Origin of the sequence: Parafrankia sp. EAN1pec (assembly GCF_000018005.1) — a bacterium.
GTDB classification, from domain to species: domain Bacteria; phylum Actinomycetota; class Actinomycetes; order Frankiales; family Frankiaceae; genus Parafrankia; species Parafrankia soli.
In genome coordinates this window covers 711,468-735,969 of record NC_009921.1, presented here as the reverse complement: position 1 = coordinate 735,969, position 24,502 = coordinate 711,468, and the positions used below count along the sequence as shown (strand labels likewise).

At 72.9% G+C, this 24,502-nt stretch carries 21 protein-coding genes and 1 pseudogene; 7 read left to right on the top strand and 15 right to left on the bottom strand.

Annotated elements, in window-relative coordinates; all coding sequences use genetic code 11:
* Positions 1 to 703: 703 nt before the first annotated feature.
* On the top strand, positions 704 to 2,131 hold the full coding sequence (locus FRANEAN1_RS03075; RefSeq protein ID WP_347176968.1) for a hypothetical protein: 1,428 nt from the start codon (positions 704 to 706) through the stop codon (positions 2,129 to 2,131).
* On the opposite strand, the gene FRANEAN1_RS03070 is transcribed toward FRANEAN1_RS03075, so the two are convergent.
* On the bottom strand, positions 2,132 to 2,788 hold the full coding sequence (locus FRANEAN1_RS03070; RefSeq protein ID WP_041253653.1) for a hypothetical protein: 657 nt from the start codon (positions 2,786 to 2,788) through the stop codon (positions 2,132 to 2,134).
* Between the two features lie 302 nt (positions 2,789 to 3,090).
* Here FRANEAN1_RS03070 and FRANEAN1_RS03065 point away from each other — a divergent pair, with 302 nt between their 5' ends.
* Both FRANEAN1_RS03065 and FRANEAN1_RS03060 read left to right on the top strand, forming a co-directional pair.
* Entirely contained in the window at positions 3,091 to 4,725 is a 1,635-nt protein-coding gene (locus tag FRANEAN1_RS03065; protein ID WP_020458283.1) for a serine/threonine-protein kinase, read from the top strand.
* A gap of 127 nt (positions 4,726 to 4,852) precedes the next feature.
* Positions 4,853 to 6,304, top strand: a complete 1,452-nt coding sequence (locus FRANEAN1_RS03060) for an extracellular solute-binding protein (RefSeq protein ID WP_020458282.1) — start codon at positions 4,853 to 4,855, stop codon at positions 6,302 to 6,304.
* Between the two features lie 19 nt (positions 6,305 to 6,323).
* Here FRANEAN1_RS03060 and FRANEAN1_RS03055 read toward each other — a convergent pair whose 3' ends face one another.
* Positions 6,324 to 6,872, bottom strand: coding sequence for a VOC family protein (locus FRANEAN1_RS03055; RefSeq protein WP_020458281.1), 549 nt, complete (start codon positions 6,870 to 6,872; stop codon positions 6,324 to 6,326).
* Positions 6,873 to 7,004: 132 nt separating this feature from the next.
* On the opposite strand from FRANEAN1_RS03055, the pseudogene FRANEAN1_RS03050 reads away from it, so the two are divergent.
* Positions 7,005 to 7,217: pseudogene (locus FRANEAN1_RS03050) on the top strand (TetR/AcrR family transcriptional regulator); the annotation flags it as partial.
* Positions 7,218 to 7,295: 78 nt separating this feature from the next.
* On the opposite strand, the gene FRANEAN1_RS03045 reads toward FRANEAN1_RS03050, so the two are convergent.
* Positions 7,296 to 8,483: a cytochrome P450 gene (locus FRANEAN1_RS03045; RefSeq protein WP_020458279.1), complete on the bottom strand. Its 1,188-nt coding sequence runs from the start codon at positions 8,481 to 8,483 to the stop codon at positions 7,296 to 7,298.
* Positions 8,484 to 8,821: 338 nt separating this feature from the next.
* On the opposite strand from FRANEAN1_RS03045, the gene FRANEAN1_RS03040 reads away from it, so the two are divergent.
* Entirely contained in the window at positions 8,822 to 9,556 is a 735-nt protein-coding gene (locus FRANEAN1_RS03040; protein ID WP_020458278.1) for a TetR/AcrR family transcriptional regulator, read from the top strand.
* Between the two features lie 54 nt (positions 9,557 to 9,610).
* On the opposite strand, the gene FRANEAN1_RS03035 is transcribed toward FRANEAN1_RS03040, so the two are convergent.
* The 11 genes from FRANEAN1_RS03035 to FRANEAN1_RS02985 all read right to left on the bottom strand — a co-directional run bounded on the left by FRANEAN1_RS03035 (position 9,611) and on the right by FRANEAN1_RS02985 (position 20,292).
* Positions 9,611 to 10,648 carry a phosphotransferase gene (locus FRANEAN1_RS03035; RefSeq protein ID WP_020458277.1) on the bottom strand — a complete coding sequence of 346 codons (1,038 nt, stop codon included), beginning with the start codon at positions 10,646 to 10,648 and terminating at the stop codon, positions 9,611 to 9,613.
* Positions 10,645 to 11,712: a phosphotransferase family protein gene (locus tag FRANEAN1_RS03030; RefSeq protein ID WP_020458276.1), complete on the bottom strand. Its 1,068-nt coding sequence runs from the start codon at positions 11,710 to 11,712 to the stop codon at positions 10,645 to 10,647. The genes FRANEAN1_RS03035 and FRANEAN1_RS03030 overlap by 4 nt, the downstream gene beginning before the upstream one ends.
* Before the next feature lie 44 nt (positions 11,713 to 11,756).
* Positions 11,757 to 12,191 carry a nitroreductase family deazaflavin-dependent oxidoreductase gene (locus tag FRANEAN1_RS03025; protein WP_020458275.1) on the bottom strand — a complete coding sequence of 145 codons (435 nt, stop codon included), beginning with the start codon at positions 12,189 to 12,191 and terminating at the stop codon, positions 11,757 to 11,759.
* A gap of 31 nt (positions 12,192 to 12,222) precedes the next feature.
* Positions 12,223 to 13,470 (bottom strand): cytochrome P450, encoded by a 1,248-nt coding sequence (locus FRANEAN1_RS03020; protein ID WP_020458274.1) that lies wholly within the window; start codon positions 13,468 to 13,470, stop codon positions 12,223 to 12,225.
* Positions 13,471 to 13,474: 4 nt separating this feature from the next.
* Positions 13,475 to 14,254 carry an SDR family oxidoreductase gene (locus FRANEAN1_RS03015; protein ID WP_020458273.1) on the bottom strand — a complete coding sequence of 260 codons (780 nt, stop codon included), beginning with the start codon at positions 14,252 to 14,254 and terminating at the stop codon, positions 13,475 to 13,477.
* Positions 14,255 to 14,259: 5 nt separating this feature from the next.
* Positions 14,260 to 14,511, bottom strand: a complete 252-nt coding sequence (locus FRANEAN1_RS03010) for a ferredoxin (protein WP_020458272.1) — start codon at positions 14,509 to 14,511, stop codon at positions 14,260 to 14,262.
* Position 14,512: 1 nt separating this feature from the next.
* Complete coding sequence (locus tag FRANEAN1_RS03005; protein ID WP_020458271.1) at positions 14,513 to 15,721, bottom strand: amidohydrolase family protein; 1,209 nt, start codon at positions 15,719 to 15,721, stop codon at positions 14,513 to 14,515.
* Between the two features lie 29 nt (positions 15,722 to 15,750).
* On the bottom strand, positions 15,751 to 17,220 hold the full coding sequence (locus tag FRANEAN1_RS03000; protein WP_020458270.1) for an aldehyde dehydrogenase family protein: 1,470 nt from the start codon (positions 17,218 to 17,220) through the stop codon (positions 15,751 to 15,753).
* A 122-nt stretch (positions 17,221 to 17,342) separates the two neighbouring features.
* Entirely contained in the window at positions 17,343 to 18,545 is a 1,203-nt protein-coding gene (locus FRANEAN1_RS02995) for a thiolase family protein (protein ID WP_020458269.1), read from the bottom strand.
* Positions 18,542 to 19,072, bottom strand: a complete 531-nt coding sequence (locus FRANEAN1_RS02990) for an OB-fold domain-containing protein (RefSeq protein WP_020458268.1) — start codon at positions 19,070 to 19,072, stop codon at positions 18,542 to 18,544. The genes FRANEAN1_RS02995 and FRANEAN1_RS02990 overlap by 4 nt, the downstream gene beginning before the upstream one ends.
* On the bottom strand, positions 19,069 to 20,292 hold the full coding sequence (locus FRANEAN1_RS02985) for a CoA transferase (protein ID WP_041255379.1): 1,224 nt from the start codon (positions 20,290 to 20,292) through the stop codon (positions 19,069 to 19,071). Before FRANEAN1_RS02985 ends, FRANEAN1_RS02990 begins: the two co-directional genes overlap by 4 nt.
* 375 nt (positions 20,293 to 20,667) lie before the next feature.
* Between FRANEAN1_RS02985 and FRANEAN1_RS02980 the strand changes: the two genes are divergently transcribed.
* Positions 20,668 to 22,176, top strand: a complete 1,509-nt coding sequence (locus FRANEAN1_RS02980) for an AMP-binding protein (RefSeq protein ID WP_020458266.1) — start codon at positions 20,668 to 20,670, stop codon at positions 22,174 to 22,176.
* Between the two features lie 40 nt (positions 22,177 to 22,216).
* Positions 22,217 to 23,683, top strand: a complete 1,467-nt coding sequence (locus FRANEAN1_RS02975; protein ID WP_020458265.1) for an alpha/beta hydrolase domain-containing protein — start codon at positions 22,217 to 22,219, stop codon at positions 23,681 to 23,683.
* A gap of 250 nt (positions 23,684 to 23,933) precedes the next feature.
* On the opposite strand, the gene FRANEAN1_RS02970 is transcribed toward FRANEAN1_RS02975, so the two are convergent.
* Positions 23,934 to 24,164: a hypothetical protein gene (locus FRANEAN1_RS02970; RefSeq protein ID WP_020458264.1), complete on the bottom strand. Its 231-nt coding sequence runs from the start codon at positions 24,162 to 24,164 to the stop codon at positions 23,934 to 23,936.
* Positions 24,165 to 24,502 lie beyond the last annotated feature (338 nt).

The window sequence follows — 24,502 nt, the reverse complement described above, 5'->3', positions numbered from 1 at the left end:
CGGCACCACCGGCCAGCACCACCTGGCGGTGCCGCTGGCGACCTTTACCGCGGCGTCGCTGCCACGGAGCCGAACCGTTCCGATGCAGTAGACGACCGAGTCACCCGATTCGTTGTCCTCCGTCCGGAAACTATTGTTCGAATCGTGACGAGGGTTACGTCGCCCTCGCGCGCGCGGGCGCACACCCGCAGGTCACCGAGGAACGATCCGGCCACATCCGGCGACAGATGTCACGCTTCGGCCAAAGCCTGTTGCAACCAGTCGGGGCTGCAGCGCGTCAGACCTGTTGACGGGTTACCTCGAGGGCCGCGGGCCTCCGGGGGCTACCGCACGCCCGATCCATGCCACGACGGCAACACAATCCGACAACAACCATCAGTTGTGTCTGGTTGTGTCTTCTGGTCGTGCCTGGCGACCCGTCGCCGGCCTCCGCCCGGCCACCCTCCAGCCGGGCGGAGGCCTCGGCAGCCCCGATCGCAGCCCCGACGCACCAACCAGCCACGCCCCGAGCCCGAACCGCCCGGCCCGGGCGGTTCGCCGCCCGCGAAGATCTGCCCGCGGCGAACCGCCCGCGGAGCCGCGACGCCCCTGGAGGTCCACGATTCCCGGCAGTTGGCGGCGCCTCCCGTGGCGGCCCTCTCGGCAGTTCGCGTGGCGGTTCCTCAGGCCGGCACGCGGCGGGCGTGCCCGCGCCGGGCTGGGCGTGCTGTTTCTCTGCGCCGCGGCGGCCCTCGTCGCGACCGGTCGCGGGGCCGCACCCACCGAGCTCGAGCTCACCGACGGCGGCGTGTGGCTGGCCACCACCAGCACAGGCACCCTCACCCACCTGAGCGGACCAGCCGGGCGGGCCGACGCCGCGGTCACCGTGCCCGGCGCCGTCGGACGTGACCTGACTGTCGCCCGCACCGGCGCGGCGGTCCTCGTGGCCGACCCCGGTTCGGGCCAGGTGCACCTGGTCGACCCTGCCCGGCTGGCCTCCGTCCGCTCGGCGGATCTGGGGCCCGGGGTGACGATCGTCACCTCGGCGACGGCGGCCTACGCGGTCGACCCGGCGTCCGGGCGGGTCCGGCGGCTCACCCGCGACGACCTCGCCGGCGCCGGCCCCGTCCTGGAGCTCCCGCCGCCGCTGGGGCGCGCGGCGCTGACCGACGACGGAACCCTGTGGGTGCCGGTCCGGTCCGCGGGCACAGTCGTCGCCCTGCGGGACGGCGCCGCCGAGCCGCCGCGCCCGGTCGCCCCGCCCGGCAACGCCGTCGACGTAGTCCTCGCGGGCGGGCACCCGCTCGCCGTGGACACCACCGCCGCCACCGTCACCGCCCCCGACACGGGACGCGTGATCGCCCTGCCGCCCGCCGGCCCGACCAGCGGACCGCTCCCCGGCCTGCTGGCGCCGCCGCGCACGGACGGCGGCCCCGTGCCCCTCCTCGACCCGGCCACCCGCCGCCTGTTCCTCGTGGACGTCGATCAGGGCTTGGCGACCACAGTTACCACGGTGACCATCCCGGACATCCCCGGATCGGGCCAGCTCGGCACACCGGTGGTCCATGCCGGTCACGGGTACGTGCCGGACTCCGCGCTCGGCGTGGTGCTCGACTACGACATCGCCCGCGGCGGCTTCGGCGATCCGGTGCCGGTCGCCGCGCCCGCCGACCAGCCGCGGCTCACGGTGGCCGTCGACGGCGACCTGGTGTGGATCAACGACCTGGCCGGGCCGAACGCCGTCCTCATCGACGGCCGGGGGCGGACGGCGATCGCCAAGCAGCCGCCGGATCTCGCCGGTCTGGCCACCGAGGCGGCCCGCCCGCTCCCGCCGGCGCCGCCGCTGCCGACGGCAGGGCGGCCGTCGGCGCCCGGCCCGGCCCGCGATCCGGGGCCGGCCACGCCGACCGCACCAGCCGCGCCGACGGGGACGGCCGCGCCGCGGACCACCTCCACCGGGCCGCCCACCCCGCCCGGACGGACCACGCCCGAGCCGACCATCGTGCCGCCACCCACTCCGCCCCCGCCGACCGGACCGCCACCGACCGGACCACCGCGGACGGCACCGCCGGACGGCACGCCGCCACCGCTCCCCTCCCCGACCGTCGCGCCCCGGCCGACCACCACACCGCCCGGGACCGACCTCGTGTGATCAGCCCGCGAAGTCGATCGCCAGCCGGGCGGGGTCACGCAGCTCGACGACGCGGAAGCCGACCCGGGAGCCGAGCCCCACTCCGATGTGCACGTAGCCCTCGTAGTCACCGGCAAGCGCGTAGCTGATCAGCCCGGACAGGTCGCCCCCGGTCGGCGGGGTGGTCAGCGTGGACTCCCCCGCGTCGCCGTGCGCCACGGCCGGGGTGACGACGATCTCGAAGGTGACCGGGCCGCGCAGCGGCAGCGGCGCCCCCGAGCCGGGACGGATCACCTGGTCGACATAGCCCGCTGTGTAGCCGGGCAGGCCGCCGGCGAACTCGAGCACGAGCCGGTCGTAGGCAGCGCCGCCCTGCACGTTGCGCGCGGCGCGCAGCGCGACCAGCCGCGCCGGCGGCGTGACCTGGTGCTCAGCGCGCACCTCGTGGGTCGTCCAGGTCGACGGCGCCGCCGCCGGCCCCTCCGCCCCGACCGATCCGGACGGACCGCCCGATCCGGGGGTGCCGGCGGGGCCGGCTGACGGGGACGTGCCGGCCGGGACGGACGAGACCGCCGCGCTGGTGCGCGGTGCCGGCGCCCCGTCCGGCCCCGATCCCCCCGCGCCGTCGCCGCACGCGGCGAGCGTGGTGAGAGCGGCACCCAGCAGGACCGCCAGCACAGCGGCCCCGCCCGTCCCGGGACGGATGACACGCCGCGAGCGACAGCGGGGGCTGAGGCGGTGCGGGCCGAGTCGGTGCGGACTGAGGCGGTGGGGGGTGAGGCGGTGGGGGGTGAGAGAGCGCTCCATGAGGGCCTCCGGGGCGGACATGCGGGAACAGGGCGATATCCGCAGTGTGGGCCGCGCCCTACGAAAATCAATGCCGCCCCACCTGCGGAAATATGCGTCGCAGTACGATCCGCTCGAATCGTGCCGGGAATCCGGACGGTGGCCTGGTCTGGGCTTTGGGGGGTACGCGGACCGTGAGCACAAACGGCGTCGAGGTTCAGCCACCGCGACCGAGTGACCCCGTCTCGCTGGGACGGCACCGGGTGCTCGGCCGTCTCGGCGCCGGTGGCATGGGCGTGGTCTACCTGGCCGAGGGCCCGTTCGGCCGGGTCGCGGTGAAGCTCGTCCGCGAGGAGCTCGCCGACGACCCGGACTTCCGCCGCCGGTTCCAGCGCGAGGTCCAGGCCTGCTTCCGGGTGGGCGGCGCACACACCGCCCGCCTGGTCGACTTCGAGCTGGACGCCGACCGGCCCTGGCTGGCGACCGAGCTCGTCGACGCGCCGAGCCTGTCGACCCACGTCCGGTTACACGGCCCGCTCGGCCCGGACGAGCAGACGGTGCTCGCGGCCGGGCTCGCCGACGCGCTGATCTCGATCCACGCGGCCGGGATGATCCACCGGGATCTCAAGCCGTCGAACGTCCTGTGGACGGCGCACGGGCCGAAGGTCATCGACTTCGGCATCGCCGCGGCGGCCGACGCCGCGGTGATCACCCTCAGCGGGCAGTTTGTTGGCACTCCCGGCTGGCACGCCCCGGAGCAGGTCTCCGGCGCGGAGGCGACCCCCGCCGCCGACATCTTCGCCTGGGGCGCGCTGCTGTGCTTCGCCGCGACCGGCGAGGCGCCGTTCGGCACCGGGCCCAGCGCGGCGGTGCTGCACCGGGTGCTGGAGGCCGAGCCGTCCACCGACCTCGGACGGATCACGCCGGGGCTACGCCAGCTCGTATCCAGCGCGCTGGCCCGCGAGCCGGCGGACCGGCCCACCGCCGAGGCCCTGTTCACCGAGCTGGTGGGTTCGCTGCCCGACGGCGCCGGCGGCTCGGCCACCCGGTTCCTGCAGACACGGCCGGTGGTGGCGGCGACACCGCCGTGGTCGGCGACCATCCCGCCGACAGGCGACAAGGACGACCCGGCACCCGGCCAGCCAACGGCTGGTCAGCCAACGCCAGGCCAGTCGGCGTCCGATCAGGCACGGCCCGGCCAGTCGACGCCGCAGCAGCCACAGCCGGGACGGCGCAGGCGGCGCCGGCTGGTCATCGCGCTCGCGGCGGGCGTGGTCGTGCTGGCCGCAGGCGGGACGGCGGCCGTCCTGCTGACCTCCGACGGCGACGACGGCACGTCCGACACCACCTTCACCTCGGACGCGCCGTGGCGGCTGCGGATCTCCGACGAGATCCAGGGCACCGACGACACCGGCTGCGCGGTCACCGTCACCGACACCGCGACGGGTGACAGCCGCTCGATCACCGGCGTCTACGGGGAGAAGATCTACCAGGTCTCGCAGGTCGGGACGTTCCGCCTCGGGGCTGACAACCCAGGCTGTGTGGTCCAGGGCCTGGAGGCCGCGGGTGACGCGTCGCTGCCGTTCGCGACAACCTCGTACACCGGTGACACCGAGGCCTTTCGCACCGAGGGCACGGTCACCGTCAAGGTCGTCGACTTCGGCGGCAGCGAGGACTGCGCCCTCGAGCTCCACTCGGCCACCGACGGCCGGCTGCTCAACTTCGGCACCGCCAGCCCGGACAACCCGGTAATCACCCTGGACGCCGGCGGCCCCGACCAGGTCTACCTCGCCGAGCCGCCCTGCGGGCTGCGGGTCCTCCCCGGCTGAGCGCGCCGGTAGGGGCGCCCCTGTCGGGTGGCGGCCTGGGCTTTCGGCCGGTCCGGGGCGATGCTGTCACCGACGGAAACCGGGCACCCGCAGCGGACCGAGGGCATGCCCACCGAAAGGAGCGACGATGCTCGGGAACGTGTCAGAACCCCGCCCGCGGCACCTGGACCCGCGAGGCCCCGGCACCCGCCCGGGCCCGGGCACCCGCCGGGCCGGCTCGTCCCCACGCCGCGCCGGCCCGCTGGCCGCGCTGCTCGCCGGGACGGTCACGGTCGGCCTGCTCGCGGGCTGCGGCGGCGGCTCCGGCGCGGCCACCGATCCGGCCGAGAGCCTGCGTCCGACGGCGCGGCCGGCGACCGCGAACGTGGACGACGTCGCCGGCGCTAAGGCGTCGCCGGAGTGCGCCGCCGCGGTGAAGACGCTGCGGATGTTCGCCCTGGGGTCGCTCAACGACGCGGCGAAGTCGGGCAAGGCGTACATGGAGAAGGCCCATCCCGGCCTGACCGTCGAGCTCACGGCCGACGCGACCGGCTACCCCCAGCTCGTCCAGCAGATCAGCGCGGACCGGGCCGCCGGGCGCCCGGCGGACGTCGCGGTCGCCGGCTTCGACCTGCTGCCGACCTTCGCCGACAAGCTCGGCGCGCAGCCGCTGTCGCCCCGGTTGCTGCGGGCGTCCTACGACCAGCGGTTCCTGCCGCTCGGCGAGTACGGCGGCCGGCTCGTCGCGGTGCCGCAGCAGGTGTCCACGCTCGCACTCGTCTACAACGCGGACGTCCTGGCGAAGGCCGGGGTCGACCCGAAGACGCTGGGCACGACCACGGGGGTGCTCGCCGCGGCCGAGCGGATCAGGAACTCCGGTCAGCAGATCCAGCCGATCGACCTGCCGACGGGCGGGTTCGCCCAGTGGTACCTGACCACGCTGGCCAGCTCGAAGAACACCCCCGCGATGAAGGCGGACGGCCAGCCCGACCTGACCAGCCCGGCCGTCCGCGAGGCCGCCGCGTTCCTGGCCAAGGTGGGCACCTACGGAACACAGTCGAGCGACCCGACCACGCAGGGCCTGCTGCGCTTCGGCATCCGGCACGAGACGGCGATCAGCGCGGTCACCCTGCCGTCGCTGGCCGCGGGGCTGCGCTACGTCCATGACCAGGGCGCGCAGGGCTTCAAGGTGGGTGTCGCCCCGTTCCCGACCCTGCCCGGGGGCACTCAGCACCCCGTCGCGGGCGGCAACGGGCTGTCCGTACTGTCGACGGACCGCTGCCAGCGGGAGATGGCCACCGAGCTGGTCGTCGCGCTGCTCGCCCCGGACGTGATCGCCGCCGGCACCGAGGCGTTCAGCTTCCTGCCGGTCGACACCGAGGCCCGCAGGCAGCTCGCGCCGTTCTACCGGGAGTTCCCGGAGCTGACCCAGTTCGACGCGCTGATTCCGGATCTCGTCCAGGCGCCGACCTGGGGCGGTGAGCGCGGCGGCGAGGTCCACGACGCGCTGAACGACGAGGTGGTCGCAATCATGTCAGGAGCCGACCCCGGCACCACCCTCACCGAGGCCCAGCGGAAGATCGCCACCCTGGTGAAGTGATCTCCCGCTCGGGATGTGTTCAGACGCCGAGGGTGCGGACGGGGTCGGTGCCGTCCCAGCCCTCGGTGGCGGCGCGGACGAACTTGGCCATGCCCTCCGTGGCCGGGTTCAGCTCCATGATCTCGATGATGGTGGCCGGGCCGGCGGGCGGCTCGAAGTAGGCGTAACGGGTCGCGCCGTCACCGCCGCCGGTCCAGACGATCGGCCAGCCCGCGGCCTCGATCGAGCTCATGGTGGCGTCGAAGTCCGGGGCCCACCAGGCGAGCTGGTGGAAGCCCTCCTTCCCGGACTCGAGGAACTCGGTGTAGATGCTGGGCGCGTCACCGTGCTGCTGGATCAGCTCGACCTGCATGTCGCCGGTGTTGGAGAAGGCGACCGACATGGTCACCTCGCAGTCCTTGCCGCGGAAGAGCCCCGCCTGCGGGTGCTCCCGCAGCACGTACCAGGGGCCGACGCCCAGGCTCAGCCAGGAGGCGATCGCCTCGTCGAGGTCGCGGACGATGTAGCCGATCTGGCGCGCAACGCCGGGCAGGACGTCCGGGTTGACGGTGGTGGGCGAGGTGGTCAAGGTCCGCTCCTCGGGTCTGGCGCGGCTCCGGCCGGACCCGCGGGCTTGGGCTGACCGGGACCGAGCTCCGCAACAGCGGCCAGTCCCGCGACGCGGGGGAACGCTAGCCGTGCCGGCGGAAATGCGTCAACTGTTCTCATCTTCGACCGCGCGGTGGCGGACGGCGCGCTGCCCGGTCACGTCGACGCGGCGCGGCTGGCTCGGCTGGCGCAGTCGCTGGTCAGCGAGGGCGCCCGCCACTGGGCGACCGGCGCGTACGCGCCGCGGTCGTTCGCCGACGTCGTCACCGAGGACATCACCGCTCTCATCGCCGGCTTCAGCCAGCCGCCGCCACCACCCGCCTGAGCCCGCCGCCTGAGCCCGCCGGCTCCGCCCCGGTCCGGAAGAGGACCCCTGACGTGGCCTCCCGGACCGGGACGACGCTCAGACGACGAGCGGCAGGTGCTCGTACCCGCGCACGGTGCTGGTGTGCAGCCGCACCGCGCTGTCGTGGTCGACCTGGTAGTTCGGGAAGCGGCGCAGGGTCTCCTCGATCCCGATCCGGCCCTCCATCCGGGCCAGCGCCGCGCCCAGGCAGAAGTGGGCGCCGCGGCCGAACGCCACGTGGCCGTCGAACTTACGGTGGATGTCGTAGCGGTCCGGGTCGGTGTACCTGCGCCCGTCCCGGCCGGCCGATCCGGTGAGCAGCAGAACCTTCGCGCCCGTCGGGATCGTCGTCCCGTGCAGCTCGACGTCGTTCTTGAGCATGCGGCCCTGCACCGGGGACGGCGCCTCGTACCGCAACGTCTCCTCGACGGCGTTCGACAACAGCGACGGGTCGGCGGCCAGCTCGGCCCGCTGGTCGGGATGGGCCTCGAGCAGCACACACGCCCAGCCGAGCAGCCGGGCGACGGTCTCCGTCCCGGCGCTGACGATCTCGTTCGTGACCGACGCCGCCTCCGGCGTGGTCAGCCTGCGGCGCTCGCCGTTCCCGTCGGTGACCTCGGCCTCGGCGAGACCGGTGATCATGTCGTCGCGCGGCGACCTGCGGCGGTCCTCGATCAGCCCGGCGAAGTAGGTGCGCAGCTTGATCGTGGCGGCGTGGGAGGTCTCGTTGACCATCCCGACGCCCTCCTCGATGTGAAAGGTCAGGTCGATGGTCCTGCGGACCTCCTCCCGGTCTGCCGGGTCGACCCCGATCAGCTGGGAGATCACCTTCGACGGGAGCTGCGCGGCGAAGTCACTGATGTAGTCGAACCCGCCCGCGCCGATCTGCGGGTCGAGCATCTCCGCGCACAGGACGCGGATGTGCTCCTCGAGCGCGGCGATCCGACGCGGGGTGAAGGCGCGGGACACCAGCGACCGCAGCAGGTGGTGGGCCGGGGCATCCGTGAAAATCATGAAGCCGGGCGGCATCGGCTCCGGCTTCATGATCTCCAGGATCGTGCCGTGCGCGGAGCTGTAGGTGTCCGCGTTGACGTGGGCGGCGTCGATGTCGGCGTGCCGGGAAAGCGCATAGAAGTCGAACTTGTCGTTGCGGTAGACGGGCTCCTCGTCACGCATCCGCTTCCAGAGCGGGTACGGATTGACGTCGATCACCTCGTCGAAGGGATCCCAGTATAATTCGGCCACTGTCGTAGATCTCCTCGTTGCGTTCACAGGCACGGCGTCCACTGGCACTTTCCAGAAGACAGTCTGAGTCACCCGGCCAAGCCCGCACAAACGACGAATACCGGCGTGACCTGCACCACCATGGTCCCGAGTCCGGCCCGGTCGTGGTCGGTCGCGCTCCGGGTGCGGTCCGGTCGCGACAGGGGCGGACCGGGCGGGCGGGAATACAGGTGCGGTGCGCACGGAGATCCCTCGGGGACGAACGGTGTGGACGCCGACACTGGTAACGTCGGAGAGTGTCCTGGGCCGAACGCGCCGCCGACCGCTCACCGTCGGTCCAGCGTTCGAGATCGCGCAGCATGCGGCAGGCGAAGGTCATCGTCGAGGCCGCCGAGCGGCTCATCCTGGTCAGCGGCGCCCGCTTCACGACGCAGGAGCTCGTGAAGGAAGCCGGCATCGCGACGCAGACCTTCTACCGGCATTTCACCGGCAAGGATCAGCTGCTGCTGGCCGTCATCGAGGACATCATCGCCAACCAGACCGCGCGCTACGAGGCGTCCGCGCAGCACCTGCCGGACCCGGTCGCCCGGCTGCGCCACTACGTGCGGTCCGCGGTGTCGTCGCTGAACGCGCCGGGCTGGGAGGGTGCCGGGGCCCGGTTCATCCCCGCCGAGCACTGGCGCCTGCACCAGCTGTACCCGGAGGAGCTGGCGCACGCGACCCGGCCGTTCGCCGACCTGGTCGCCCGCGAGCTGACTGCGGCGCAGGAGGCCGGCCTGCTCGCCCCGCGGCACATCGAGCGCGACGCCACGGTGGTCGCCCGACTGGTGACCTCCGTCTACCACCACTATGCGTTCGCCAGAACGGACGAGACGGCCGAGTCGATCGGCGACTACCTGTGGTCCTTCTGCCTGGCAGCCCTCGGCGGCAGCCCGGAGCAGGAGCAGCCCGACGGCCCCCAGCCGACCGACGCCCAGGCCGAGACACAGCCGGCAGGCCCCCGGGTCAAGGTCCGGCAGGCCGACCCCACGGTCCTGCCGCAGCAGGCTCCCCCGACCGCACGGAAGCAACCGCTGTCTCAGACCGCGCGGTAGGCGCCAGCCCCACAGCCCGACCCGAGCCTGCCTGGGCCCGGATCGGATCGGCGGTCAGACTCCGAGTAGGTCCAGGCTTCCGTGGTGGGCCACAGCGAGGCCGAGTCGTCCGGTCAGGTGCTCGATGATCGGGCGGTCCACCGCTCGGGTGATCGCCCACAGGTAGAAGCCGTAGGGCAGATGTGCCCGGTACGCCCACCAGGCGTCGTCGCGCGCGGGCGGGGTGACGCCGTGGGCGGCCAGCCGTCCGAGGTAGTGGTCGAGCAGGTCGCGTTCCGAGCGGGCCCGCTCATCGGGGTCCAGGACCGCCGCCAGGTGGTAGCCGACGTCCAACGCCCACACGCCGTGCTGGGCGACCTGCCAGTCGATGAGCCCCGGGGAACCGTCGGCCAGCTCGTAGACGTTGCCGGTGTGCAGGTCTCCGTGGACGAGACAACGCGGCTGGTCGCTGATCCCGGCCAGTCTGCCCATCGCCGCCAGCAGCCGGTCCGCGCGGCGGACGTCATCCGGCACCGCCGGCACCCGGCCGTCGTCGAGCTGGGTCTGGAGCTGCTCGGGCGTCAGGACCCGGGCGAGCGACGCGAGCCGGGGCGGGAACGCGGCCGTCAGCTCGCCCTTGTCCTCCCACGTCGCCGCGTGTAGCGAGGCGAGCTGGTCGAGCGTGCCGGTGGCCTGTTCGGCGTTGTAACCCACGAGCGGGTCGAGGAAGGTGGCGCCGGCCTCGACCAGGTCCTCCATCAGGACGAGCGCGTGGTTCGTCTCCTCGTCGACCGCGGCGTGCACGCACGGCGGGGTCCGCACCGGCAGGGTGGAGGCGCACTGCCGGTAGAAGTCGGCCTCGACACGGGTGCCTCGCCCGCGCACGGCGGGATTGAAGTACCCCTTGGCGCACAGCGCCGCCGGCGCGCCGTCGACCGCCTGTGCGTACCCGACCTGGAAGCGCACCTTCGTCGCGACGGTCTGCAGCCGCTGCGTCACCGTCGTGCCGGTGACGACCGCCCCGGGCCACGACTCACCCAGTACCGCGGTGAGCCACTCAGGCGATCGCGCGACCTCCTCGTCCCATGGCGCGGGGCCACCCGGGATGCTCATGACAGTTCCTCCAGGTCGAGGTCGAGCAGGCGGTAGGCGCGTTCCAGGTAGGGGCCGCGCTCCGACCTGCCCGCCAGCGGGAGCCGCATCGACCGACGGGTGTGCAGGCCGAGCAGGGCCGTTTTGACGCAGGCGAAGACCTCGTGCCAGAGCAGGTTCTCGACCCGCCGGCCGGTCAGCTCCTCCCAGAGGTCGATGGTCTCCTGCCGGGTGCCGAGGCCGTCGAGGCGCGGCACGCCCTGGAAGGAGCTGTGGATCTCGTCGAAGTGCAGCCACCAGCCGAGATCGGCCATCGGGCCGGCCAGCGACGCCTGCTCCCAGTCCATGACGCCGACGACCTCGAAGTCGTCGCCGAACATCATGTTGCCGATCCGGGCGTCGCCCCAGGACAGGCCCGGCACGGGCTCGGCGGGCCGGTTCGCGGCCAGCCACTCGAACAGGGTGCGCACTGCATCGGGCACCTCGTCCTCGAGCGCCCACGCCGCGAAGCGGTTCCAGTAGGTGAGCTGCTGCTCGGGGCCGGTGCCGCCCAGCTCGGCGAGGTCGACGAAGCCCACCTCGTCCACAGGCATCACGTGGATGGCGGCGAACTGGCGCATCGCGCTCTCCCACAGGGTCCGCCGCTGGGCGGGTGTCGCCTCCGTCAGCCACCCCGTCTTGTTGTAGACCGGCATGCTGACCGGCACCCGGCCGCGCATCCGGCGCATCACGAAGAACGGCTGCCCGAGCAGCGCGGCGTCGTCCTCGAACCACAGCGTCTCCGGGACGCGCACCGAGCCGTTGCGGCGCAGGGCGGCCAGCAGGTCGTACTGCATCCGGAACCGGGGGTCGAGGAACATCTGGTGTTCGGGCCTGGGCCCGATCCGCAGGACCAGGTCGTCGACGCGGCCCGCCGAGCGGGCTTCGAGCAGGATCGTCTCGTTGGAGACCCCGGCCCCGGTCGGATAGGTCAGCTCGCCCAGCGTGACGTCGTCGACGCCTAATCGGGCCGCGAGCCACGGGCGCAGGACCTCGACCGTGGCGTCGAGGTCGCGGCCCTTGGAGAAGACCGGTGCGACGCTCATCCGTACTGCTCCTTTCATCGCGGTCGCGGCAGCAGGCCGGCTTCTCAGGACGGGGTGAGGACGACGACCGGGATGACCCGGTCCGTGCGGGTCTGGTACACGTCGTAGTTGGGCCAGCTCGCGGTCACGATCTTCCAGAGCCGGGGCTTCTCGTCCTCGGACGCCGTCCGGCCCACCACCGGCAGGTGCAGGCCACGGACCTGGATCTCGGCCTCGGGACGCGCCGTCAGGTTCCAGTACCAGGCCGGGTGTTTCGGCGCTCCGCCGGTGGACGCCACGACGAGGTAGTCGTCCCCGTCCCGCGCGAAGATCAGGGCGGAGGTGCGCTTCTCGCCTGACTGCCGGCCGACCGTGGTCAGCAGCAGGGTCGGCACACCGTTCCAGAGGTAGCCGACCTCACCGTCGGTCTCCCGGTAACGCGCGATGTGCTCGGCCCCGCGCAGACTCAGGTCCGGGGCGGTGTAGCCGGTCTCGCTCATGGGATGTCTCCTCACCCCCGAGGTCTCGGGGTCACCCGAAGACGACGGGGATCTCGGTCGCGCCTCGCTCGTACATGCCGATGAAGCGGGGTGCCTCGCGGTCGGGGTCGAGGCGCAGGTCGGGGAGCCGGTCGAGCAGCGCCCCGATCCCGACCCGCATCTCGGCGCGGGCCACGTGCATGCCCAGGCAGACGTGGGCGCCCCCGCCGAAGGCGAAGGACGGCCGCAGGGCGCGGGTGATGTCGTACTCGTCCGGGCGGTCCCAGCGGGCCGGGTCGCGGTTGGCCGCGCCGATGCACAGGTGCAGCACCGACCCGGCCGGCATGTGCACGCCGAAGAAGTCGACGTCCTCGGTCACCCAGCGGGAGAACATCGGGTCGGTGGGTGACCACCGCAGCGACTCCTCGATCGCCAGCCGGAGCAGCGAGCGGTCGGCGCGTACCGCGGCCAGCGCCTCGGGGTGCTGCAGCAGCGCGGTGAGCGTGATGCCCATCTGCTTCCAGGTGGTGCCGGAGCCGGCGGTCAGCAGCAGCACCGAGAAGGAGTAGATCTCGGCGTCGGTGAGCCGGTGGGTGACCCCGTTCTCGTCGGTCATCTCGGCCTGCACGAGGATGCTGATCAGGTCGTCCTGCGGGTCCGCACGCCGGGCGGCGACGATCGGCTCGAGCATCCGCACGATCTCGTCGGGCCTGGTCAGCGCGGCACGGATGTCGAGCGCCCGGTCGACGGGCACGCCGAAGCTGCTGGTGATCGTGAGCACCGGGATGGCCGCGCAGAAGTCCACGTTCAGCTCGGCCCGCCCCGCGTCGACGAACCCGTCGATGAGCAGGTCGACGGTCTCCTCGATCCAGTTGCTGATCCACCATTTCGCCTTGCCCGGCACGAACGAGGGCTGTACGAGCCCGCGGTACCGGCGGTGCTGCCTCCCGCCCATCGACAGCATGCTGTTCGTCGCGCCGTACGGGCCGTTGTTGGGATCCACCGGCCCGGCCGCCGACGCGAACACCTCGGGATCGCGGTAGGCGGCGTCGCACGCGGCGTAGCTGAAGGCCGAGAAGTGCGGGCGGTCGGGGTACGGCAGACCGGAGAACATCGCCGGGCCGTCGAAGCCGGTCAGCTCGTGGACGATCCCCGGGTGCACCGGGGCCTGCTCGCGCAGCCGGTGCCAGACCGGGTACGGGTCCTGCCGGTAGCCGCCGCCCATGTGCACGTTGTAGCTGCTGCGCAGGTCGAACAGCTGCCGGACCCGTTCGCGGTCGAGGGTGGCGGTGGTGCTCATCGGGTCACCTCGCCACGTATCCGCCGTCGACCGGCAGCAGCACACCGGTGATGTTGAGCGCGCGGTCGGAGACCAGGTAGACGGCGGCCTCGGCGCAGTCCTCGGCCGTGATCGGGCGGCCGAGCGGATGGGTGGCCCCGACGTTCTCCACCATCTTCTCCCGGGCGTCCCCCGAGATGGTGAGCCCGCCGGCGGCCATGAAGTTGGTGTGCGGCATCCCGGCCGGGCAGATCGCGTTCGCCCGGATGCCGAACGGCGCGCCCTCGATGGCCACCGCGCGGGTCAGCTGGTGCACCGCGCCCTTGGTGGCGCCGTAGACGGAGCCGCCCCAGGCGACGAGGCCGGCGACCGACCCGGTGTTGAGGATCGCCCCGCCGCCGCCCTGCCGCTTGAACTGCAGGACGGCCTGCTTGCAGCCGTTGAACACGCCCCCGAAGTTGACCGCGACCAGCCGCTGGAAATCCTCGGCGGTGTGGTCCTCCAGCTTCGCGCCCAGCCGCGGGGTCGGGACGCCGACGTTGTTGAAGACGATGTCGATCCGGCCGAACTGCGCCACGGCCGCCCCGATCGCGGCGGCCACGTCGGCCTCCTTCGAGACGTCGCACTCGGCTGCCGCCGCGGTGCCGCCGGCCGCCTCGATCGCGGCCGCCGTCTCCTTGATCCCCTCGGGCCGGATGTCGGCGCACAGCACCCGGGCGCCCTCCTCGGCGAACCGCAGTGCCGAGGCGCGGCCGACCCCTGAGCCGGCGCCCATCACCACGGCGATCTTGCCTTCGAGCATCATGCTCGTCACGCTCCTGTTCCGTCCTGCGCCAGGCCTGTGTTCTGCGCCAGGCCCGCGTCGTGCGCCAGGCGCAGCGCGCCGGTCGGGCACGACTCGACGGCGATGCCCACCACGTCGGCCGGGTCGTCGGCCTCGGCGAGGACGACCGCCTTGGCCTGCTCGTCCTGGGTGAAGGTGCCCGGCGCGTAGTCCACACACATGCCGCTGCCGATGCACCGCTCGCGGTCGACGACCGCGAGCGGTGCCCGCCCTGCCATGTCAGGCCTTCGCGAGCACAGGCGGCTCGGCCGGGGTGAACCGGTACAGCCGCTCGGCGTTGCCGCGCAGGATCTTGTACTGGACCTCCTCCGACAGGTGGCCGATCCGGTTCCTGACGACGTCGATGCAGTTCGGCCAGGTCGAGTCGGAGTGCGGGTAGTCCGTCTCGCACATGATGTTGTCCTCGCCGATCTCGTCGATGCTGGCGATGCCGTGCGCGTCGTCGATGAAGCAACCGAAGACGTGCTCACGGAAGCTGGCGCGGATGTCGAGGGTGTCCAGGTCGAGGGCGTCCGCCCCGGCGTGCTCGTTGAAGCGGACACCACGCTTGACCCAGTGGCGCTGCTTGTCGATCACCTGCTCGGCGCGCTCCAGGTAGTACGGCATCCAGCCGATCTCGCCCTCCGAGAGCGCGATCTTCAGCTTCGGGTACCGCTGGAACATCCCGCTGAACAGCCAGGAGAGCATGGCGCCCGAGGTACGCATCGCGCCCCAGGTCAGGTTCGCCATGAACGGCGCGTCGGGAGCGATCTTCGGCACCTGCGACGAGGAGCCGACGTGCATCGACGCGACCATCTCCAGGTCGTTCGCGGCAGCCATCACCGGCTCCCAGTACCCGTCGCGGTCGTGGATGGTCGGCAGGCCCAGCGGGGCCGGGTTCTCCGAGAAGGCGAAGGTGGTGGACCCCTTCGCCGCGCAGCGCTCGAGCTCCTTCACCGCGAGCTGCGGGTCCCACAGCGGGATGAGGGTGAGCGGGATGTAGCGGCCGGGAGCGCTGCCGCACCACTCCTCGATCATCCAGTCGTTGTAGATCTTCAGGCACACCAGGCCGAACTCGCGGTCGCTCGCCTCGGAGAACATCTGCCCGCAGAACCGGGTCACCGTCGGGAAGCACAGCGAGGCCAGGATGCCGGCCCGGTTCATGTCCTCCAGGCGGGCCTGCGGGTCGTAGCAACCGGGCCGCATGTCGGCATAGGAGAGGGGCTCGGGGCTGAACTCCTCCTTCTCCTTCCCGGCGACGGCGCTCAGCCCGGAGCTCGGGAAACGCTTGCCGTCGTAGACCCAGCAGTCCATTCCCGTGTCGTCGATCACCATGTGGGGAGCCCGGTCGTGGTCCTTGGCCGGGAGCCGGTCGGTCCACAGGTTCGGCGGCTCCAGGACGTGGTCGTCGACCGAGATCAGCCAGTCCAGCGACTGTGATGACGTCATCAGTGTTTCCCTCCGGTCCGGGGACGGGCTCAGCGGAGCTCGCCGATGGCGAGGTGCTTGACTTCCTGGAAGGCGCGGATGCCGTCCGGCCCGCGCTCGCGGCCGAGGCCGCTGTGCTTGTAGCCGCCGCCCGGCGCGTAGGCGCTGAACACGGCGGTGTTGACGTTGACCGCTCCCGTTCGCAGCCGGCGGGCGACGCCCACCGCCGCGGCGACGTCGGCGCCGTAGACCTGGCCGGACAGCCCGTAGTCGCTGTCGTTGGCGATCCGCACGGCGTCGTCGAGGTCCCGGTAGCCCAGGACACTGATCACCGGCCCGAAGATCTCCTCCTGGGCCGCCGGGTTGGCGTTGTCGGGGAGGTCGAGCACGGTCGGCTCGAAGTAGTAGCCGCGCTCCAGCCCGGCGGGCCGCCCGCCGCCGGTGACCACCTTCCCGCCGTTCTCCTCGGCCAACCGGACGAAGCGCTCGCACCGGTCGCGCTGGCCGGCGCTGATGACCGGCCCGAGCTTCGCCGACGGGTCGGTGGGCGGGCCGACGGTGAGGGCGCCGTAGGCGCGCGACACCGCGTCGAGGACCTCGTCCTTGCGCTCGCGCGGCACCAGCATCCGGGTGGCGGCGACGCACGCCTGGCCGGCGGTGGCGGCGACGACCGCGACGGCCCCGGCGGTGGCCCTCCCGACGGCGTCGGGCAGGTAGATCTGGGCCGACTTGCCGCCCAGCTCGAGGGCGACCCGCTTCACCGTCGGGGCCGCCTGGGCGAGGATCTGCCGGCCGACCACGGTCGAGCCGGTGAACGAGACCATGTCGACGGCCCGGTGGGTGGTCAGCAGCTCGGCACCGGCGGCGCCGCCCTCCACCACCACGCTGAGCACGCCGGGCGGCAGCCCGGCCGCCTCGGCCGCCGCGCCGAACACCAGCGAGGACAGCGGGGTGAGCGGGCTGGGCCGCAGGATCACCGAGTTCCCGGCGATCAGCGCCGGGATGATCTTCTGCATCGCCATGATGATCGCCCCGTTGTAGGGGGTGATCGCGGTGACGACGCCGACGGGCTCGTGCCGGCGGAAGCTCAGGCTCGCCCCGGCCCGGACGAGGTCGTCCAGCGGTACCGGGTTGGCCTCCTCGTGCGACATCGACAGGTAGAGGTCGATGGTGCCGCGGGCCAGGCCGAGGCCGGCACCGAACTGCGCCCGCTCGGCGAACCCGGTGGGCTGGCCCGCCTCGGCGACCATGGTGGCGACAAGCTCGGCCCGCGCGGACTGGAAGTAGTCGAGGAACGCGCCCAGCACCCTGGCCCGCTCCGCCGGTGAGCGGTCCGCCCACACCCCCTCGTCGAAGGACCGGCGGGCCTCGGTGATCGCGCGCTCGATCTCGGGCAGGGGGGTGGCCGCCACGTCGGCCACCGAGGTCTCGTCGGCCGGGTTCTCGACGGCGAAGACCTCGTCGCCCTCGACCCAGGTGCCGGCCACGTACGAGCGGCGCTCCGCGATGATCGCTGCCACGGGCTCGTTCCCTTCTCGGTGAGCATGCCCACACGGGGCGTCGGGTGACTGGTTCAGGTGCGGTGGGCCGGGCCGGCCCGGCGCGGGCCCGGGTCGGCAAGCTCAGGTCGGGCAGGCCCGGGTCAGGCGGGTGCCGTGCTGTAGACAACCGCGCCGCCGAAGTGCGGCGAGGACGCGCAGGCGACGCCCACGGTCGCCCGTTCGCGCTGGCGCTCCCCGGCCCGGCCGGCGAGCTGCAGGTAGCACTCGAGCATCTGCGGGATGCCGTGCATCCGCCCGTTGCCCAGCGCCCCGCCGCCGGAGAGCGCCGGCAGCGCACCGGGCCGGTCGCTGTCGATCCCGCCGTCCAGCACGAAGCGGTGCGCCTCGCCGACCGGGCACAGGCCGAGGACCTCGAGCCAGAAGTAGACGAACGGCGAGAAGCCGTCGTAGACCTGCGGCAGGTCGACGTCCGCGGGGCTCACCCCGGACTGTTCCCACAGTCGCTTCGCCAGCGCGGTGCCGCCGGCCATGATGTCGTCGAGCGGCCAGTGCAGCGGCAGGCGGCGCCGAGGAGGCGCCGAGGAGGCCTGGCCGGCGACGTACACCGGGCGGTGCGGCAGGTCACGGGCCCGCTCGGCCGAGGTGAAGACGAAGGCGGCGACGCCGTCGACCGGGATGTCGCAGTCGTAGCGGCAGATCGGGTCGCTCAGCAGCGGCGCGGCCAGGTACTCCTCGGTCGTCAGCGGCCGGTCGTGCCAGTACGACCACGGGATGCGCGCGCCGTTCTTGCGCGCCTCGGCGACCACGGCCGCCGTCGTCTCCCGGCTGGCACCGTAACGCTGGAGGTACTCGTTGTAGGGCAGGGCGATCATCGACAGCGGGCCGAAGAAGCCCTGCGGCACCGTCCACTGCTGCGCGCCGCCGGCCGTCCGCATCGGGTTGGCGTGGTAGCTCCCCTTCGGGTTGTGCAGCGCGCGGTGCATCACCACGTAGTCGGCCGCGCCGCTCGCCACGGCGTTCACCGCCAGCGCCACCGAGCCGGGGATCTGGCCGATGCCCTGGAAGCCGGCCACGTACCGCGGCGAGCCGCCGAGACGCTGGGCCAGCCAGTCGGCGGAGACCAGGCTGACCCCGTCCTCGGCCGCGTGCGCGCCGGCGGTCGGGAACAGTGCCGAGGTGACGAACCCGTCGACCTGCCCGGCGGTGAGACCGGCGTCGGCGATCGCCGCCCGCGCCGTGTCGACGGCGAGCGCGCCGAGCGGACGTCCCGCGTGCCGGGTGACGTCGCTGTGCGCGTAGCCGACGATTGCCACCTGGCCCTTGGAGCCCGGCCGCGCGCTCACGACCGCACCTCGCCGGGGCCAGTGGCACTCGACTCGGCCAGGGCGAACGCGGGGACGGAGACGCCGTCGGCGACGTCCTCGAAGGCCACCGCCACCGGTGCGCCGATGCGCAGGGTGGTGTCGGGGCCGTCCAGGAGCCGGCCGATGATGCGCAGCTCAGGCTGTTCCGCGAGCTCGACGTCGACGAGGAGGAAGGGCACTTCGCCGCGGAAGCCGGGCAGGAACGACTGGCGGACCACGGTCCAGGAGCGCACGGTGCCCCTGCCGCTCACCGGCTCGAAGGCGAACCCGGGATCGGTGCTGCCGCAGTGCGGGCAGGTGTGGTCCGGCGGCACGACGTAGGTGGAGCAGCGGGCGCAGCGGGCGACGGTGAGGACGTGCCGCGCCGCGGCCGCCCAGTACGGCGCCGAACGCTCGTCCGGCGCCGGTACCGGCCGCGTCGGCTCGGGCGCCGCCGCCGGGCCGGCCGAGCCGGACGCCCCCGCCGGGCCGGCCGGTGCGGACGCCGCCGCGGGGCCGGCCGTCACGGGATCGCTCCGGCCTCGGTGAGGGCGGCTATCTCTTCCCAGGTGTAGCCGAGCTCGAGCAGCACGGACTCGGTGTGCTCGCCGTGCTCGGGAGCCCGCCGGGGCACGGGGGGCTGGGAGTCGAACTGGACGGGGACAGTTGGTAATCGGTAGGAGCCGCCGCCGTCGAGCTGCACCTCGCCGACGTAGCCGTTCGCCACCACCTGCGGGTCGTCGACCAGCTCCAGGACGGACTGCACCGGGGCCCACGGTGCGTCGATGCCCGCGAGCAGGTCCTTCCACTCCTCGAAGGTCCGGGTCGCGAACGCCGCCTCGAGCTCGGCCCGGCAGGCGACCCGGTTCTCACCGCGGGCCCGCAGGTCGGCGAACCGCGGGTCGGCGACGAGGTCACCGCGCCCGATCAGCTCGCAGAACGGCGCCCAGTAGCGGTCGGACTCGAGGAAGACGAGCTGGATGTGCCGGCCGTCCTTCGTCCGGTAGGCGCCCACGAGCGGGTTCGGGCCGTCACCGGGGCCGCTGGAGATGCGCGGGGCCTGCCCGGTCAGCGCGACGAGGAGGTCGGAGGACAGCGTCCACATGGCCGTCGCGAGCAGGGAGACGTCGACGACTGTCCCCCTTCCTGTGCGAGTGCGACCCAGCAGGGCGGCGGCGATGCCGAAGGCCAGCGCCATCGCGCCGTTGCGGTCGCCCATCGCGCCCCGCTGGCTGATCGGGTACTCCCGCTCCTCGGGGGTCAGCGTGTACCCCATCCCGCCGCGGGCCCAGAACGCCGAGGAGTCGTAGCCGGGATGGTCGGCGTCAGGCCCGCGGGCACCGAAGCCGTGCCCGCGGGCGTAGACCAGCCGGGGGTACCGGCGGGTGAGCTCGTCGGCGTCGAGCCCCAGCCGGCGCAGCGCGCCCGGCCGGAAGTTGGTGAGGAAGACGTCCGCCGTCTCCAGCATCTTGTGGAGGATCGCCTTGCCCTGCTCGCCGCGCAGGTCGAGCGCGACCGAGCGCTTGCCCCGGTTGGCCAGGGCCACCGAGAGGTTCACCCCGCCGCCGTCGGTCCCGATCCCCTGTGTCGCCAGCGCCCGGTACGGGTCGCCCTCCGGGCGCTCGACCCTGATGACGTCCGCGCCCCAGTCAGCCAGGAGCGCGCCGGCCACGGGCACGAAGACCCACTGGGCGAGCTCGACGACCCGCACGCCCTTGAACGCGCCCTCTGAAGCGCTGTCCTCCATCGGCCACCCCATCTCCGTCGCGTCGGCTCCGTCGCCACCGTGTCCGGCGTCACTGTAGAACGACACTCTCGCCTTTGGGAAGTCCATCGGTGTCGAAAAACTAGAGGTTGACTTCGCACATCGGGGTTGCAAGCATGCATTCACCCGCCGAATGCCGTGCCTGAGACAGCCATGGCCCGGTGCCCCGAGCGGCCCCCGGCGGTCTCCGTGCGACGCTCCGATACCCCCCGCGTGAACCAGCTGAACTCTCTCAGCGCGCCGCCATGCCCCGGGCCGGCGAACGCGCCGGGGGCTCTCCCAATCCGACGTCCCACCGACGTCCCACCGACGTCCCCCGTCACACGCCGCTGCCAGGACCGGCCAGAGGAGCATGCCGTGGAAGAACAGGTCAGCAGTGCTCGGCGCATCCGGCAGTTAGCCGCCGAGCGCCCCGACGATCTGGCCCTGCGCCACATCGCGCTCGACGGCGGGGAGCCCGCCTTCACCTGGCGCGAGCTCGACCGGCGCTCCAGCCAGCTCGCCGGTGCGCTGGCCGAGCGCGGCCTGGGCTTCGGCGAGCACCTCGGGCTCGGGCTGCGCAACTCGCCGCAGTTCGTCCTGGCCGTGTTCGCGGCGTGGAAGCTCGGCGCGGTGCCGATACCGGTGCGCTGGGACGTGCCGGAGTGGGAGCTGGGCCGACTCAAGGAGGTCATCGAACCCCGGGTCTATCTCGGCGGCGAGGACCTCCCGTGGATCGACTCGACCGAGCGCCTCGACGTGCCCGACCTGCCCGACGCGACCTCGCCGCAGATCCACGGCATCTGCAGCAGCGGCTCCACCGGCACACCCAAGGTCATCGTGAGTGACCGGCCGTCCGTCTACGTCGCGCGGATGGCCACGCCGCTCGCTGAGGGCTGGGGCCCCGTACCGCGCCCGCAGACGGTGCTCGTGCTGGCCCCGATGTACCACGCCAACGGGCTGACCACGCTCTACAACCTGCTCGGTGGCGACCACCTGGTGGTGATGGAGAAGTTCGACGCGGCCCGCGTCGTCGACGTCATCGAGCGCCACCGGATCACCACCTTCACCGCCACGCCGACGATGCTGCAACGCATCGCCGACCTGCCCGGCGTGGACGGGCGTGACCTGTCGAGCATCCGGTGGTTCACGCAGGGCGCGGCGCCGATGCCGCCGTCGCTGGTGCACCGCTGGGCCGGCCTGGTCGGCGCCGAGAAGATCCACATGGTCTACGGCATGACCGAGGGCCTCGGCCTCACCGCGCTGCGCGGCGACGAGTGGATGGAGCACCAGGGCAGCGTGGGCCGCGGCATCCGGGGAACCGAGGTGCGCATCCTCGACGCCGACGACAAGGAGCTGCCCACCGGCGAGATCGGCGACATCTACCTGCGGACACCGGGCTCCGACACCAGCTCCCACTATCTTGGCGCCGCCCCCAAGCTGCACCGGACCGAGGACGGCTTCAAGAGTGCCGGCGACCTCGGCTACCTCGACCAGAACGGTTACCTCCACCTGGTGGACCGACGCGTCGACATGATCATCAGTGGTGGCGCCAACGTCTTCCCCGCCGAGGTCGAGGCCGCCCTCATCGACCATCCAAAGATCGCCGACGTCGTGGTCATCGGCCTGCGCGACCCCGAGTGGGGCCGCCGGGTGCACGCCGTGATCGAACCGGCCGACCCCGCGGCGCCGCCCACCGCGAGCGAGGTCATCAGCTACGCGAAGAGCCGGCTCGCCCCCTACAAGGTCCCCAAGACGGTCGAGCTGGTGGACGCCATCCCCCGCAGCGAGGCGACGAAGGTCAACCGCGGCGCGATGGTGGCCGCCCGCGACGAAGCCGTCCCCACCGCGAACACCGGCGCCGCCCCTGGCCACGGTTGGTCCTAGGCTGGCCACGCACGGGCGGTTCCCGAGTTGTGGAGGCGGCATGCCGGACGACTTAAGAGTGACCGGGCCGATCACGCAGGGCTCGCGGGCGAACGCGTTCGCCGCGCCTGCCTTCGACCTCGGCGGCTACGGCTACACGTCTGAGGAGTTCCTCATCGAGGGCCGGGCCACGGCATACGCCACCGGGCCCGGTGGCGAGGACGGGCCTGGTGGCGAGGACGGGCCCGCCGGCGGGCGGGCCACCGACGGCCGCTGGACGGTCCGCCCCGTCCGGGAGGCACCCTTCAGGACACGCATCCTCGTCATGCGCCCGTCGGACCCGCGCGAGTTCAGCGGGACGACCTGGCTCACCTGGGTGAACGTGACGGCGGGATTCGAGATCGGCGACATCACCCGCGCGAACCTGCGCGACGGGGACGCCATCGTCTACGTCTCGGCGCAACGCGCCGGCGTCGAGGGCGTTCCGGGCGCCGAGGGCAACGGACTGCGCGTGTGGGATCCGGGCCGCTACGGGACCCTCTCCCATCCGGGCGACGACTTCTCCTACGACATCTTCACCGCGGCGGCGCTCGTCGTGGGTCGCGACCGCCCCCGGCTCCCCGTCGACCCGCTGCGCGGGCTGGACGTCCGGCGGGTCCTCGGGACGGGCGCGTCGCAGTCGGCCATCCGGCTGACCTCCTACCTCAACGGCGTGCAGCCGTTCGCCCGGGCGCTCGACGGCGTGCTGCTCGTCGCCAACTTCGGGCGTTCCGCCTTCTTCGCGGCCCCCGCCGGCGGGAACGACCTGGACGAGACGTTCCGGCGCCCACCGGTACGGGTCCGCGACGACCTCGACATCCCGGTGCTGCTGGTGAGCACGGAGACCGAGGCCGAGCATCTCCACCCGGTACGCCAGCCGGACACCCCGACCTTCCGGACCTGGGAGGTCGCCGGCGCCGCGCACGCCGGTGCCGGGCAGGACAGCATCACCGACGTCGTCGCCACCTTCACCCGCGACGGCCTGGTGCTGCCGTCGGGCTCGCTCGGCTCGTCCTCGGGTGCGGTGGGGCACGCGGCCACGCCGAACTCGCTCGACTGGCTGCCGGTCGTCTCGGCCGCCCGCCGCGGCCTGGTCGCCTGGGCCTCGGGCGGTCCGGAGCCTGCGTCCCTGCCGCCGATCACCGTCGAGGGCATGCCCGGCCGCGTCCGGCGCGACGAGCACGGAAACGCCCACGGCGGCGTCCGGCTGCCGCAGCTCGAAGTGCCGGTGGCGACCCACCGCGGCACCGTCGAAGGCGCCGATCTCATGGGATCGCTGTTCGGATCGATGCTGGTTTTCCCGGCCGGGAAGCTGCGCGCGCTCTACCCGACCCGGGCGGCCTATCTGACGGCCTTCAGCGCCGCCGTCGACCGCGCGGTCGAAGCCGGGTACGTGCTCCCGCGGGACGCCGACGCCGTCCGGAGCATCGCGGCGAAGAACGCCGCGGATCTCCTCCCGGACGAGGTCGAGTTGCCCGCCAAAGCCTGAGCCACTCACCCGGCGGGGCGATGATCCGCGCTACGCCGATCATCACCCCGCCGGATCGTGGGCAGTACGGTTCAGATCTCGTGGGCGCCACCCCCGCGGCGTCGGGCGGGAACTCCCGACGGCATCAGGCAGCCGCGGGTCAGCGGCACGCTCGCCCGGATTCGCGGGCGCGGGCGGGGGGATTCCCTGGGTCGTTCCAGCCGCCGCGGCGCGACGCCGCCGGCGCACCGGCCCGCGGACAGGGGGCCGGTCACGCCGCGGTACCGAGGGCCATCAGGCCCAGCATTCCGAAGGCGGCGACGATCACGGCCAGGCTCGCGGTGGTGGCGAGGAACGCCGACCTGCGGTCGGCGACGTCCGCGCGCTCGGCGAGATACGCCCGGTCGGCGACGTGGGCCCGGTAGACGCGGTAGGCCCGATCGACGCGGCGCACGTGGGGACGTCGGGCGGCCCGGCGCCGGGCGCTGTGCCGGCCGCTCATGATTCGCGGGACCCGCGGCGAGCGGAGAAGCCCGGGAGAGTGCCGGCCATCTCTCGTTGGGATCGCGTTGATGTTAGGACCTCGGCCGAGCCGGCCGCAGACATGGTGGCCGCGCCTGTCCGGGGGCAGACGGTGCCGTCTTCTCCACCCATCGATGACCGCTCCGTTTCGCTAGATGGCCTGCGCTGTACTGGATCTACCGCATTCACGCCGGCACACAGGGCAGGTGTGCCGACGGGCGGGGCGCCAGGAGCCGCCGACCTCGTCGCCGCCCGCCCCCGACTGGGATAGTGGAACCGTAGAGGCTTCCGTGGGAGCGAGTGGAGCGTCTGCCAGTC